Raw genomic sequence first — 14,055 nt, 5'->3', positions numbered from 1 at the left:
TAGGATAAGGTGCCAGTCCCCCAGGATATTAAAGCTTTAGTATGCTAGGGGTCTGGCACCTTAATCTAATCCTACTTCCCTCACCGAAATGACCTTCACTTTACAATCCACCTTTAAGTCTCTTGCTATCTACTTAATCCTTTTCCAGTCCGACTTCATATGAAAAACTCCATTTTCTTTATCTTGAATAGATGCTGTCCATTCGTATGTTGTAGGCCACTTTTTAAATATTTTCGCTACTGTGTAGAGAAATAGAAGGGAAAATTTAGTAGGGCGCGGTTTCCAGCCACTTGATGGTACCATTGAGATCTTAATTTCATCATTCTTTTTCTCAAGTGTATAGTGTCCTCCTATTAGTCCTGTGGAATGATGTCCTTCAATTTCAAAGCTTCCTTCGAAACTAATATCGTTCCCTAAAGTTCTAATATCAGGAAAAGCATCTTTAAAAAGCAATGTAACTGGATGGATTTTATTATTCCGGATAATACGTTTTATAGCAGGTTTATTATTATTCCACTCTAACTCAAAATCATATTCTCCAGAACTTATCTGCTGTTCTTGTAATTTCACTTCTAAAGGTTCTAATTCAGTATCTAAAGCACGGTTAAAAGTGACGATTAATGGTTTGGTACTGTAGCGTGAATAAAACATCTTTTTACCATCCATTGGTAAAGGTAATTCATCAGGTTGATGCAATTTACCATTTATGCTTATCTCAACTTCAGTATGTTTTTTTCGTACAAAATAAAAGTCATGTAACAGTACTAAAGGCATTGCTGAAGGGTTTTCTGCTGCATCTCCCATAGGAGCAAGCAAACCAAATGGCTTTCGTTTTTTAGAATTATTTTCTTTGATTTTAATCTTTACAACTCTATTATTAATGTCTTTAAATCGATAATAGGCCTGCACGCCAAAATTATTGACTTCATAAGACGCTTCAGATAATTCATCTTCAACCATATTTGCTAAACCCTTACCTACAATGTCATATCCTGCTGGATCAGGTTTTAGGCTCGGCTGATGGTAGACATCTACCATACCATCCCGCCTCCACCCAATGATTAGATGACCTTTGCCAATTATGGCATCATTAAATACCTGAGGCTCAAAAGCAACATAAATGTCATCTGGACTTTTTTCGAAGTTTATCAATAATAATCTTTCCATTGGTTCTATATTAATCTGAAAAGGATTAATTATATGTTTCCATCCCATAATCTCAACCTCACTCCTTATATTTTATTATAATCTTTCGCTATCGAGTCTCTTCATTTCATTACGTGTTAATGGTTCCTCCTATTCTTCGAGCATCTTATACGTTATTAAGACTCTAAAACTACTAATTGGTATTTTTGGATTAACTTCATTTATTTCTATATTAAATTTTACTAGTTCTCCTTTTCTTTTAGTTTTATCAATTATGTACACTCTGCAAATTTTAATAATTTTAAAAAGTACCTGATCCTCCTTGCATTAAAACATCATCACACTGGGGATCACGCACCTTCTACCAGGCACCTAAAACTAAGAAATGGTAACCTCATGGCATTTACTGTCCTTGTCAGAGGATATTTCTTTAATAATAAAACCTATATGGATAGCTGCTTCCACTAAATGAACCCCTACTCCTAAGAACAGCCAAGCAATAAGATCTGGCGAGACAAGAAATGCTAGCTCCCAAGTCATCCCTCTTCCTAATATATACGGGCTGAGGATGGGGATGAGTAAAATAACGGTGAGTGGAATTGTCGTATTGAGAATGGAACCTTTTATCCTTTGTTTCATCGTTATATCATTCCTCTGTTTAATCATCTTAGCAGCATTGTAAACATTATAAAGTAACGTTGCCACAAACAACACTAGCAAAACCCTTACTATCCAATAGTAATTCGCTTTTGATACTGGATCGCGATCCATAAGAATCGAAATTATTCCATCTGTTAAATCAGGATAAAACACCATGCCATTTATTAAATGATTTTTGTTTATAAGGTAAGAAATGTTATATCCCTCTTCATTTAGAATAATGGCTTCTGAACTGTAACCAGGGAGAGATCCACCGTGATGTACAGCCTGTGTTCCCCCTACATTAGATACGATCCAACCCATACCATAGTTTGCAGAGTTTCCAGTCATCATCTGAGAAACACTTTCTTGAGAAATCCCCAATTCTGTTTTTCCGTAGGCAAAAGCGTCTAGGAAAGTTACGATGTCTTCTGCCGTTGAAGTAATATAACCAGCTGGCAAATCATAGTTCTTAAAGGGCTCAGTTCGTTTTATGGGAATACCAAAAAACGACACATGACCAGGAGTGTCTACCTCACCTGAAAGAGAAGTATGATTCAGCTGAAGGGTATCAATAATGTGCTCTTTGATATAATCTGGATAAGTATATCCGCTTACACTTTCTATTATGGCTCCTAGTAAACTGTAATTAGGATTAAAGTAAAAAAACGCATCCCCAGGCTCGTTCGATAGTTCTAACTGATTCATATCTTCAATTAAATCCGAAAAATGAGCATAGGGAGGAAGCTTAGATATATACTCTGATTCAGACATTCCACTCGTATGTTGTAACAAGTGCCGGACTGTAATTTTTTCGGAAACAGTAAAAGCGGGCAGATATGTAGATACTTTTTCATCAAGTTTAATTTGTCCACGTTCCATCAGTTGCATTATCGCTAAGGATGTAAAAGGCTTAGTGGTGGAACCAATATAAAATTGAGTTTGCTTATTTATATCTTCTCCAAAAACCTGACTATACACGAGTTCTCCTTCATATGAAATTGCTATGGATAATCCAGGAATGACTAGCTTATTCACCGTTTTTTGAATATACGAATCTAACTTTTCATTTTTATTATTACTAATAGGGGATTCATTAGCTTTAAATGGGGTAGTGAGTGTAATAGATATAAGTAAAAGAATAAAAAAAACACGTGAAAACAGCAATTTTCTGAGCATCATCTTCCTATCTCCTCATCCAATTCAATTTAAAGGTAAATGGGGTGGTTCTAGTAAACGATATTTGTAATACATTAAAATGTCTTCTAGATTCCCTAAGCCAAATAAATTTGAGAAACCAGAAGCGATACTATAATGCCTTCTTTGTATAGAGATTCTGTAACGATTTATTTCATCATTTAAAATTTACTCTCGCTAGACTTTGTTAGCTGTTCATTGCCAACATTCTATATCAGCGGATTGGTGAACTAGCATCTAACATGTTACTCTTTTTCTCTGTAAGGCATAAAGTTACGTCCGAATCTTTTGTCCTTCTCATGCGGATGGACCAACTACTCATACTTTTCTTGACGATATACTCTCCGTGGGGGCCTCCTCTTTCGTTATCAGTGTATAATCTAATTGAATTTTCTCCTTCACTTTACTCACCTAACTATCATTGAATTTCGGGACATTATTGACAAATAAACTTGGCTGTACGTAGGATGGAGTCGTTCGAAGTAATGGTGAAAAATCCAGGAAGGTTTGACCTTTGAACAATTCCTTCAAATCAGTGTTTATTTTCTGAACAGACTACTTTTCAGATATTAATTTCTCCTAATCATTTTTCAAATACATAAGAGTTTTAAACACGCTTTACTCGTATTTCATTTCCTATTTTTTATAAAGATACACGTCTAAAAAACACCCACAATTGCTCTTACTGTAGTACCCATTATTTTTCACCATCCACCATATATCTACTTCTAGAATACAAGAACATATGGAGTGAGAAGGCATAAATTATGTAATATTTCTGAACACTTTGTGACGGTGCTGGAAGGGACTTTGGAGTGGAGGTTTGACCAAATCACAGGCTAACTAATACAAAAAATATTAATTTGAAAAAGACGATCACTTTGAAAGTAATCGCCTCTTAAGAATGGGGACTGTTCTAACTTTCAATTTTGTGAAAGGTAGCTAAATTAATTTCCCGAAAATAAAAGAAGAGTTTTTCATGATTAAAATCAATACACTCTTCTTTGGTCAAGTACCGTCCCCCGTTGGTTTTTCATTGGTTTTAAGACTGTGTATAGTTACTCATTCCTCACGTTTTCAGCAAGCTAACTACACACTAAGTTTAGTGTGCATTTCAATGTATCACCTCTTTTCATGAGAAAAAGACATCCGATTATGAACGTCCTTCGATAGAAATCTTTATCTAGTTAATTTGTAGTATCATTAGGCTTTTGGTTTTTCATACTTTCTAAAACGGCCAAAATCTTTCCTAGAGTTATTAATACTGTTCCTGTAACTAATCCACCTAGCAAACTAATAATTGCGTAGAATAAATTAACTTCAGGAACAAAAAATAAATATAATACAAAACCAATGACAGCTAAAGCATTTAATGAGAAACCTAATAATTGAGCAAAGTTATCTTGCATGACCATCCCCCCTCCCCTAGCCTATTCGACAGGAAGGGTAAAAATCCTTTTTTTATTGCGCTGTCCCCTCCTCTGGCTACCATTTCGTAGCTCATGAACTAACTGATTCAATAGTTCATATATCATGTAATCTCGAATCTTTAAATTTCCAAAAATTATGATAATATAAAGAATAATAGGTTGATTTATACAACATAATAGATTGCTTTAAAAGGGGGACATTGATTGGATAACTTCATTAAATATACTCCTTGGGTATTATTCTTATTATTAGTCATTTATATTTTCTTTTCTTGGAAGTATAGAGAGTTGATTTACAAATTTACGGAGCCTATAAGGAAAACCTGGTATTCTTTATTTGTTTTATGCAGTTTAATATATTTGACAGTTTACCCTGATACCCTTATCACTCACTGGATAAGTTATGTCATAGTGTTTGTTGCATTCGTTTTAATTGATTCATTTATTTTTTTGAATCTTCAATTTAGTAAAATAGGTGGACAAGAACTACAAAGCACAAAAATTCAGGTAGGGATCACTCAAGAGGAATTGGATCAATCAAGAAAAAAGATGGGGCATATTCCACTTATCTTGACTACCTTTGACTTTCCAATATATACTGAAAATAAGGAAGATTATATAAACCAGCTTGATAATTTATTGAAAAAATATGAAAATATTGAACCTTTAGACATTCATATTTTGCCTTATAGCACAAAAAAAGAACAAGAGGAATTATTGGAAGACTTAGGTTATATTAAGAAGAATAAAGTAATACGGTCATTAAAACAAAATGAAACTATTACTATTAATAAAGATACAATAGGATTTTACCCCTTTAAAATTTTAGATGATTCATACGTTATCCGAGTAGAACCAACAGACAGTAAACTAAGAATTACAGAGGATGACGGAAATGCGATAACAACATTAGTTGTTACTTATACTTTAGCAGTTCAATATAATGATGGAAGTGGTGAGGAAGTGTGAGTCCAAATCCCCAAACAAAATCAATTAAATCCAAACGCAAAGGAGTTACTATTTCTGCTCACACGAGAAAAGCTGCAGTTACTATACCTTACATCTCTGAAAGTAGAGGTAGCAAAATGCTCCGAGAAAAAAATAAACGAATTGTTGGGTCCGTAAGAAGGCATACCCGTCTGAAAATTGATTAGTTAATTCTAGAAGTGCGAATTCAGCACTTCTTTTTCATATCCTCAAATATATTACATAAGATAAGACATAGAGGTGAGGATATGGAAAAGTTTAAAAGGGCCCCTGTAGTTATTCCTAGAATTACTCCTACAAGTTATTCAATTAAATTAAGAAGTGAAAACGAACGAATAATCAGAAACCTTGAAAAATTGAAACTTAGTTCGTTAGAAAATAAAAATTCAACCAATCAAAAGTAAAGCTTTGCCTGTCCCCAGCACTGTACACATTCACCATACTGGGGGTAGGCACTTTTAATCCATCAATTCAGAAGTATACATGGAAGGCAAGCTCATCTAAATTTTTTTTTATTTTTAGACACCCCTCCACTACAATAACTCCATCTCCACGAATCAATAGTTTATTATCGATTAATTCCACTCCCATGAAACCTGTTCGCTTTGACGCCTGAAATGATTTCATTTTTGTCTTACCTAATTTAGATGACCAATATTTCACTAAGAAGGTATGAGTTCCACCCGTAACTGGGTCTTCATCTGTGCCACTCCAAGGCCGTGAAAAGGTGCCTGAAAAGGTGCCAGTCCCCCAGGACATTAAAGCTTTAGCATGCTAGGGGTCTGGCACCTTAATCTATCATTCTTCAACCCCTCCACCTCATACTCCAACCGCTTCATCACCCCAACCCCTTTGCAATCTCCCCCGCTAATTTATGGGCAATCTCATCAAGATAAACAATATGTTCCTTCGCTTCATTTACTTCCCCCTCAAGTCTTTTCAACGTTGATTGCTTCCTCACTTCCCCCTCTCGCTTTAAACGATTATCCTCTGAAATAAATGCCCTCCCCCTATTAATAGATGCATGACAATCAGCCTCACTGATCATCTTGGGGAAAGGTGCCAGTCCCCAGTACATTTTGCATTTGATAAAAAGTGTTACGATTATCGTAGAAAATAGATATAGATCCTCCCCCCCCCCCAATGCCCCATCGCCTCGTTAATGGACTATATGACTTATAAACATAATATCTTTATGGATTGTCGTTATTTGGAAGAATTTATCGATAGATTTCATTTACTTAAATTTTTACTTTAAAAACAACGAAAAAGCAAAAAACTGCACAATAAAATTGTTTTTCACACAACTTTTTTTGAACAGTTTAATGAATTTCTTAAATTAACTCTAAAGCTTCTGCTTTTAAGTACCATGCAGGTAAATTTTTTGTTGATTTACTTCCTTTTGGTGTAAATCCAAACACAATACCATCCTTTTGCAATGGCTTTAACACTGTTTGAAGCTCTGAACCGCCTATTACCCATAGTCGGCCCCCTTGCTCTCTTTTATCAATTGTTACAAGACCCTTTTTTCTTAGAGCATCCGTTACAGGACATTTATTTGGCTTTTCAACTACCAATTTTGTTTGAGTAACGTTGGTTTCCGTCGGTTCATTGTTCAGTTCAATACTAGTATTATTTTTATGATCATTAGGTTTAATTCCTAATGTTTCTAACATCTCCCATAGACTCTCCATGGCTTTCCTGCGGTTGAAGTAAAATTCCCTTCCACGTACTCTCCAGAATTTCCAACCGGCCCTTTCTAATGATTCCTGTCTTTGCATATCTTCTTCAAACTTTTCAGGACCATGCCACTTTTCACCATCACACTCAACAGCTAGTCGATCCCTCAACCCCTCTACGACAAAATCTATACGATAATGCCCTACTTTCACTTGAGGGGTAACTCTATAGCCCCTTGCGACAATCATTCTTAAAACATCTAGTTCAAAAGGAGATTCACATTTTTCTTCAAGATTTTCAATAATATCATTAATCCGTGTCGGATTTTTACAATAGCTTAATAGCTTATAACGTAAGTCAGTTGTATTTAGTTGCTCCAAATCAATAGAGTGATATAGTCGCATTTGATTTTTTGCACGACTAGCTGCTACATTAAAACTTTGCTTGAAACTTGGTCTGGTTAACGCCATAAAATTCCTACCTGGGGCTACTACCATGGATAAAAAGATAATGTCCCTCTCATCCCCTTGAAGAGTATAAGCATTACCACATATCACCCTTCTTTTAACAAATTCTTTATCCCCTATGAAATCTCTAATTTTTGTTTCAAGAAGTTTCGCTTGTTTATTGCCTTGTAGTGCTATGACACCAAACGTTTGGTCTTCATACTTTGGATTGTCTATCATAGTCACCATGTCGTTAACAATTTGCTCTGCCTCCGGTATATTTATATCCTTTTCCCTTTCATCGTTGTAACCGTCTTCGATTTTAACTGCGACAACTGGCGGATCAATTTTCTCTTCTTCTAGAGGTAACCTAAGTGGAATCATCTGCCCACTATAGCTTAGATCATTTGAAAATTGTATTATTTCAGGTACACAGCGAAAATGTTCCCGTAACATTAGCTTTCCTTCTTTAGGGAACGTTTGCTCTGCTATTTCATAGAGAGAGATGTTTCCATCAAATAAATTTCCATTTGGAATATCTTTTAAATGTCTTCTCACTAATTCATGAACATCCTCTAGATTAGTACCAATAGCTTGAGGACTAATTTGTTCATCATCACCGACAACTATAATTTTCTTCCCACGTAATAGTACGTTTATTGAAAACAAATCGCACTGACTACTTTCATCAAAAATGACAACATCAAACTTCTCATTTGTAATTGGGAAATTTTCGAGTACCTGGTTTACCGGCATTATCCAAACAGGAATTGCTGTTTGTGCTGTTTTCATTTGTTCTCTTGCACCTTGTAGATTTACATGGGCATACTTTCCACTGCCTTTGCCGAATCGCTTAATATAGGATTTCCAAGCAGACAAAGCACGTTTCTCTCCATCTGTTATTCGTTCAATTTGATTTTTCCAAGTAGCTTTGCTTACAATATTTCTAATTAACCTCTTTTGTTCTATGTGTTCCTCTTCTATTTCTTTTTTAATTTTACTTACATTCATATCCTTTGTTTCATCTAACCACGTTTGTAATTTTTGATTTTCAAATGATGTTAGGAAATCATTTGGGAATGCTGCTTCATGGCCGACAGATAATTCTAATGATTTAGCTGTTAGAGGTAATGTTATTTTCATTTTACTGATTAGTTGATAAAATCGTATGACAGATTGTTTTTTATGCTTTAGTTCTTGTAAATGCTTAAGAAGCATTTCCCATTTAATAGCGTCTTTATTAGCAAAAGCTTTATAAAAATCATCCCAAATTTGGTTATTGTAATTTGTTGCCCATTCTTTCAATTGTTTGAGCTCTAAATTATATACATTAAACCATTTAGAATAATCTTCATAACCTATTGCAAGGGTTAAATCATCTATTAGTCTCTGATAATCCATACTAGAATAAAAATCAAAGTTTTTAATTTCGTAAGCAATGACTTTCTCTTTAAACGCATCTATCTGGGTAATACTGTTCAATATAATTTTGATTTCTTTCATACGTTCCTCTAATTGATGGGTAAACCTTTGGACACTATTATCCAAGCCGTCAATTCCGATATCAGCCATATTCCCATTGAAGACACGAGTAACTTCTGCTTTTCGCATCTCATATTCTAAATGGGTTTGAAGTGTATCAAGATCCCCCACATTAGTAATGGGACGTTCGTCAATAACCGGAGTTTCAAATAAATATTTTGTCCGTTTACCTTTCGTTAGGAAAAAAATCATTCCGGGCTTGTTTCCTGCTTTTAAACGTTCCTTTACTAATTCGATATCTTCTTTTATATGATTTAATGGTTTATTTGGAAGTTTTATCGTGTGTATGACTAAAGTATGGTGTAGTTTAAAGAGTCGTTCTATGGCGTCACTCATTTGTGTACTAAACTCTTGCCATCTTGACTCGCGTAGTCCACCAGCTTTGCAATCTTCCACCATTTCTTTTAATTTTGTGTTTGATAACACACTTAGACATGACAAAATATTTTTAGCCTCTTTTAATAGCAAGACTAACTTTGATTTATTCTTTTCAAATCGATATTGTTCAATTACTTGTTGACCACTAGGGTTATACTGTTCTAACTTTTTTCCTTCTTCAATAAATGACCTGAATGCGGTGCTGTTCTTTAAGTGGTTGTCTACAATTGGTAAGTCGTGATTTAAAAGGGCAAGTTCTTCTGGTCTTAAGTGCGTTTTTAATTGCCACAATTCTTCAAAATCAGAATCTTCTAAAGGGAAATTTGCATTCATCATGATGTTATCTTGTATCCAACTGTAATTGTTACTTGTTTCAGATAACCTTTTAGCTACATCGTATTTAAATAATTTCTCACCTTTATAATGAAGTAGTGTCCCTTCTTTTTCAGCATAACTTCTCAATAAATTTTTTAATTTTGCCTCTTGTCGCTTACTTTGATCAAGTGATACTAAATCCCTTGTAATTTCAATCTCTAATCTGCTTGAATCCAACTCCCCTAATTTTTCACTAATTACTCGAATGGATTGTTCAATTTCCTGTAAAGATTCTCTTCCACCACCTAAAACAGGTACACAGAGATGCCTTATTTCTTCTGGAATTTTATTCTTTAGGACTTTTAGGGGACTCTCCTTTTGACTAGTTATTAATATTTTTTTGCCTTGAGTCAAAAAATGCGATACCAGGTTCGCAATCGTGTGAGTCTTCCCAGTTCCCGGTGGTCCTTGAACCGTAACACCATAGTTACGATAAATTCGATTAATAATCTCTTTTTGCTGTTCATTTGATTCTAGGGGGAAATATAAATCATTACTTTTTAAAATCAACCCTTGTTGTTCGGTATTACTATTATTTAATTCCTTATTTTCATTATCGCCAATAATGCCTCTCAAAGATTCTGTTATCTCTAGTTGTTCATCGCTAATACCTTTTATTATTTGCTCTAAATCATTCCGTAGGACCCGTACATTCTTTCTCCTTAAAAAGAAAATTTCACTCCCATAAATGACTGGATAGGATTTGGGATTCATTTTCTCTGTTTCTCTCTCCAAATATTGACCATCAGCGTTTATTAAATGTATAAATTGGGTTAAAAAATCCGTTTGATCTTCTGTTATAGTAACTCCCTTTAAATCTCTTTTTAGCATGTTTAGCCTTTGGATATTTGGTAGTTTAATACCAGAAAACATTTCGTTTTCGACCGTTATTTCTTGTTCCACTTGCCTCGCTATAATAATGCCTTTATCTGCATTCAAATCTAATTCTAATTTGGTTGTAAGTAATGGGGCGCATATAATTCCATCCTTCTCATCAGTAAATTTCCAAACTAATATTCCTTTACCAAACAAGAATTCGAGGGCTTCCCCTTCTTTTTCCATTTGTTGTATTATTTCAAAAAAATCACTATATAACTTTTGAACAAACTTTTTTTCACTTAAATATCTTGCCCATTGTTTCCATTCCCTGTGCCAGTCTTGATATGACTTCACCCTAATTGAATCCTGTGAAAACTCTTCAATTTGTTCTTCCCCATTATCATCCAAGTACTTATTCTGAGAAACAACAGTTATATGGCTTCGTTCATCTGTGTAGTTACCCTTAACCCATTCTTTTAGCGTTTTAGGTGGATTAGGATACAATAAATCCTCTTTTGTTATTTCCGGTCTATGTATTTCAAGAAGTATATCTATTTCTTCACAATCCTCTAATATATAACAACCTTCTAAACGATTTAGCTCATTAAGATGCCAACTTTTCTCATAATCTTTGTAATCTCGTGTCACCTTTCCTACTAAGTTATTTAATGCTAACAAGTATTCAAAAAAGCTTTTCACTTTAGTGGCTATAATATCGCCCATTAATCCCCCTCCTTCTATAACCATTATATTACATTTATGAATCTTAGTATCTAAAAAATGAGGATGTATTACAAAATTTTACAAACAAAATTTACTGCAAAGGATTGAAATTTTATGATTCAATACCGTTTACAGGATGTCATCATTTTTTTCCTTCATTTTAAATCTATACATCATGCCACCAAAAGATGTTCGTTCCCCATACACCCACTTTATTCTATCCAAAAACTTAAAAGTAGCATTTTTTAATCGTCTCTTTTGTATGGAGTTAACATGTTCAGAAATATCATTAGGGATCATTTCATTGATAGCTTCAATTTCTTCGCAAAGATAAATAATCCATGGATGAATTAAATCTTTATTCTCAGTAGGATCTCGTTTAACAACTTCATTTAAATTTATTAATGAGGCTGCTTCTTTTGTAAATTCAGTTTGTTCTATAGTCTTTAAAATCACTGATTCTTTTCCAACATTATCTAATCGTTCATACCACTCAGCACTAATTACTCTTTTTATGGATGTAGCATGTATTGTTTTCAATTCTCCTTCTCTTAATCTATCTAACATATTATCCACAAATTCTTGGCTTGTATCTAAATGGTAAATAGTTCTTAGCGCTTCCTGACTTCCTTTTAACATAGCTATTTCCATTCTAAGTCCCTCAGGAACGCTCTCACCTTTTCGAATTCTTCTAATAACTGAAACGGTGACATTAAATCGTTTAGCTAAATCCCTTTCTGAAATACCTTCATTAATAGCATTTTCAATATAACGTTGCTTCTCAAAACCTGTCATCTTGCTGCTATAAAAAGCATCCCCTAAACGTTCAAGATTTCTCTCTAAAGGAGTTGTTATCTCTTTATTGACTACCAAACATTTAATGGTTTTAAAACGTTCGGGATGTTTGTCCCTTATTCTTTTAATAGCTTCACCCCGTAAATAACCATCCTTTAAGTAAACAAACCCTAAGCTATCTGGACCCTCTACTTCTAATGGTCTTCTCAACCCATTTCTAAACAAATCATTATAAAGAGCTTCACTATAGTGTTTTACTCTGGGAACCGAATCATATTTTATTTTATCAATTACAAATTCACGTATTTCTTGCATCATTCCCACCACCTTTATAAAGGTGTATGCACGGTAAAATTTGTCCAATTACTTAATAAAAATAAACAGCTATTTTAAACACATTAATTATTAAAATTTAAAAAGGTTCCACCCTTTACCACATTACAGCATCAACGTTGTAGGGGACAGGAACCTTTATTCTGCACAACGTGGCAAGATGGAACAATCCCCATTTGCCTCTTTTAATTATGCCTTGTTAGAATCTTCCACTTTATTTTCCTTATCTTCTTTAACTTCTTTTTTATTAAAATTGAAAAGTCTATTTTTCCCTTCGTTTTCACCGCTAGTTTCTTTTTTATTGAAATTAAAAAGTCTACTTTTACCTTCGTTATCTTCACTTGTTTCTTTTTTACTGAATTTTAAACGTTGTAAGATTCCTTCTTCTTTGTCTTTGTTTTTTTCATTTTTTACAAAGTTGAAAAAAGTACTTTTACCTTCTTTATCTTTTTTCACACTTTCCTTCTCAATGTCATCGAAGTCTTTTTTGATATCTTCCACTTCCACTTTTCTATCATAGAAGAAATATGCCTCAGCAGATTTACCTATAGAGTAGGTTGCAGCACCCGCAATACCACCCGATATGACAGCACCACCAACAGGAATAAATTTTGTTAGTTGACGGGCACCTTCCCTTATTCCAAATGCAGCACCTACATTTACACCGGCAGCAGCTAAATACTCATGAGCTGTTTCCTTTGATACTTCTCTTCCTGATAAACCACCAATGATCGTTATGAGTAAAAGCTGTAAGGGGGTTAATATAGCAATATCTGCTATTGGTATCGGGGTGCTACCTACCCCACTAGCGATACCAGTAAACCTTTTGATTAGTGATGATGATATTTGCCTAAGTTGTTCAGTTCTTTTTTGTGCTTGGAAAAAATCGAATCTTGCCTCTTCTGAAAGGTTGTTACCAAGGAAAAGGTGCCAGTCCCCCAGGATATTAAAGCTTTAGCATGCTAGGGGTCTGGCACCTTAACTCCTAAAAAATACAGAATTCGAAAATGACCATTTTTTCACTGGTTCCGAACCATCCCCGTTCTCCCCCACAGTATATCGCTTACTGTGCAGTAACTGTTATACAAAATAGAGGGACATCAGGACAGGTTGAAGCCAACTGGGACAAGGTCCCTGTCCCTATGTCCCACTTTAGGGTGGCTCTTTTATTTGGAGTGATACACATGTATGAAATAGGAATTACTAAACGATGTTCGTAACCATACCATTATTAATTACATGGAGATTTACAATTGGAATATAAAACAAAGGAACAAAAAAGACGATTCTACAATTCTTCATTGTGGAAGGCATTACGGGAAAAATCATTAAAACGAGACAGTATGAATGCGAGGAATGTAAACGCATTGAATTAAATGTACATCATATTAAGGAGATCGAAACGCTTCCGAGTTTGCTTTACGCTTAGACAATCTAGAAACGTTGTGTTTATGAGATACACGAAAAGAGTTTTGCTGGTAAACAGAAATGGGATGATGAGAAATGGTAAATACCCCTCGGTTCAAAAGTTTTGGAGAAATAGCATTTCTCTAAACCGTATAAGG

General features: G+C 34.5%; 9 protein-coding genes and 1 pseudogene. 2 read left to right on the top strand and 8 right to left on the bottom strand.

From position 1 onward, the window contains the following. Window positions 1–129: 129 nt before the first annotated feature. From QA612_RS20285 to QA612_RS20275, 3 genes are all read right to left on the bottom strand, one after another. The gene (locus tag QA612_RS20285) at window positions 130–1,215 is read right to left on the bottom strand and encodes a hypothetical protein (protein ID WP_278285657.1); all 1,086 of its coding nucleotides are present in this window, start codon (window positions 1,213–1,215) and stop codon (window positions 130–132) included. Between the two features lie 309 nt (window positions 1,216–1,524). Next, window positions 1,525–2,967, bottom strand: coding sequence for a serine hydrolase domain-containing protein (locus QA612_RS20280; RefSeq protein ID WP_278285656.1), 1,443 nt, complete (start codon window positions 2,965–2,967; stop codon window positions 1,525–1,527). Window positions 2,968–4,169: 1,202 nt separating this feature from the next. Further along, complete coding sequence (locus QA612_RS20275) at window positions 4,170–4,391, bottom strand: hypothetical protein (protein WP_278285655.1); 222 nt, start codon at window positions 4,389–4,391, stop codon at window positions 4,170–4,172. 225 nt (window positions 4,392–4,616) lie between these two features. Here QA612_RS20275 and QA612_RS20270 point away from each other — a divergent pair, with 225 nt between their 5' ends. Further along, window positions 4,617–5,381, top strand: coding sequence for a type II toxin-antitoxin system SpoIISA family toxin (locus QA612_RS20270; RefSeq protein WP_278285654.1), 765 nt, complete (start codon window positions 4,617–4,619; stop codon window positions 5,379–5,381). Window positions 5,382–5,870: 489 nt separating this feature from the next. Here the strand turns inward: QA612_RS20270 and QA612_RS20265 are convergent, their stop codons facing one another. The 5 genes from QA612_RS20265 to QA612_RS20245 all read right to left on the bottom strand — a co-directional run bounded on the left by QA612_RS20265 (window position 5,871) and on the right by QA612_RS20245 (window position 12,997). Next, window positions 5,871–6,158 carry a PhzF family phenazine biosynthesis protein gene (locus QA612_RS20265; protein ID WP_278285653.1) on the bottom strand — a complete coding sequence of 96 codons (288 nt, stop codon included), beginning with the start codon at window positions 6,156–6,158 and terminating at the stop codon, window positions 5,871–5,873. A 79-nt stretch (window positions 6,159–6,237) separates the two neighbouring features. Continuing rightward, complete coding sequence (locus tag QA612_RS20260) at window positions 6,238–6,543, bottom strand: hypothetical protein (protein ID WP_278285652.1); 306 nt, start codon at window positions 6,541–6,543, stop codon at window positions 6,238–6,240. 190 nt (window positions 6,544–6,733) lie between these two features. Beyond that, window positions 6,734–11,362 carry an AAA domain-containing protein gene (locus QA612_RS20255; RefSeq protein ID WP_278285651.1) on the bottom strand — a complete coding sequence of 1,543 codons (4,629 nt, stop codon included), beginning with the start codon at window positions 11,360–11,362 and terminating at the stop codon, window positions 6,734–6,736. 129 nt (window positions 11,363–11,491) lie between these two features. Continuing rightward, a complete protein-coding gene (locus tag QA612_RS20250) occupies window positions 11,492–12,472 on the bottom strand; it encodes a hypothetical protein (protein WP_278285650.1) in 981 nt (326 codons plus the stop codon). Window positions 12,473–12,679: 207 nt separating this feature from the next. After that, the gene (locus QA612_RS20245; RefSeq protein WP_278285649.1) at window positions 12,680–12,997 is read right to left on the bottom strand and encodes a hypothetical protein; all 318 of its coding nucleotides are present in this window, start codon (window positions 12,995–12,997) and stop codon (window positions 12,680–12,682) included. 746 nt (window positions 12,998–13,743) lie between these two features. Between QA612_RS20245 and QA612_RS20240 the strand changes: the two are divergent. Continuing rightward, window positions 13,744–14,000: pseudogene (locus QA612_RS20240) on the top strand (HNH endonuclease). The last annotated feature ends 55 nt before the right edge of the window (window positions 14,001–14,055 follow it).

It is taken from the genome of Evansella sp. AB-P1, assembly GCF_029688925.1.
Taxonomy (GTDB): domain Bacteria; phylum Bacillota; class Bacilli; order Bacillales; family Salisediminibacteriaceae; genus Evansella.
This window is presented reverse-complemented; position numbering and strand designations above follow the sequence as displayed.

Coding starts and splice junctions, on each gene's coding strand:
- QA612_RS20285 (WP_278285657.1), bottom strand. CDS start 1,215: ATGGGATGGAAACATATAATTAATCCTTTTCAGATTAATATAGAACCA.
- QA612_RS20280 (WP_278285656.1), bottom strand. CDS start 2,967: ATGATGCTCAGAAAATTGCTGTTTTCACGTGTTTTTTTTATTCTTTTA.
- QA612_RS20275 (WP_278285655.1), bottom strand. CDS start 4,391: ATGCAAGATAACTTTGCTCAATTATTAGGTTTCTCATTAAATGCTTTA.
- QA612_RS20265 (WP_278285653.1), bottom strand. CDS start 6,158: ATGTCCTGGGGGACTGGCACCTTTTCAGGCACCTTTTCACGGCCTTGG.
- QA612_RS20255 (WP_278285651.1), bottom strand. CDS start 11,362: ATGGGCGATATTATAGCCACTAAAGTGAAAAGCTTTTTTGAATACTTG.
- QA612_RS20250 (WP_278285650.1), bottom strand. CDS start 12,472: ATGCAAGAAATACGTGAATTTGTAATTGATAAAATAAAATATGATTCG.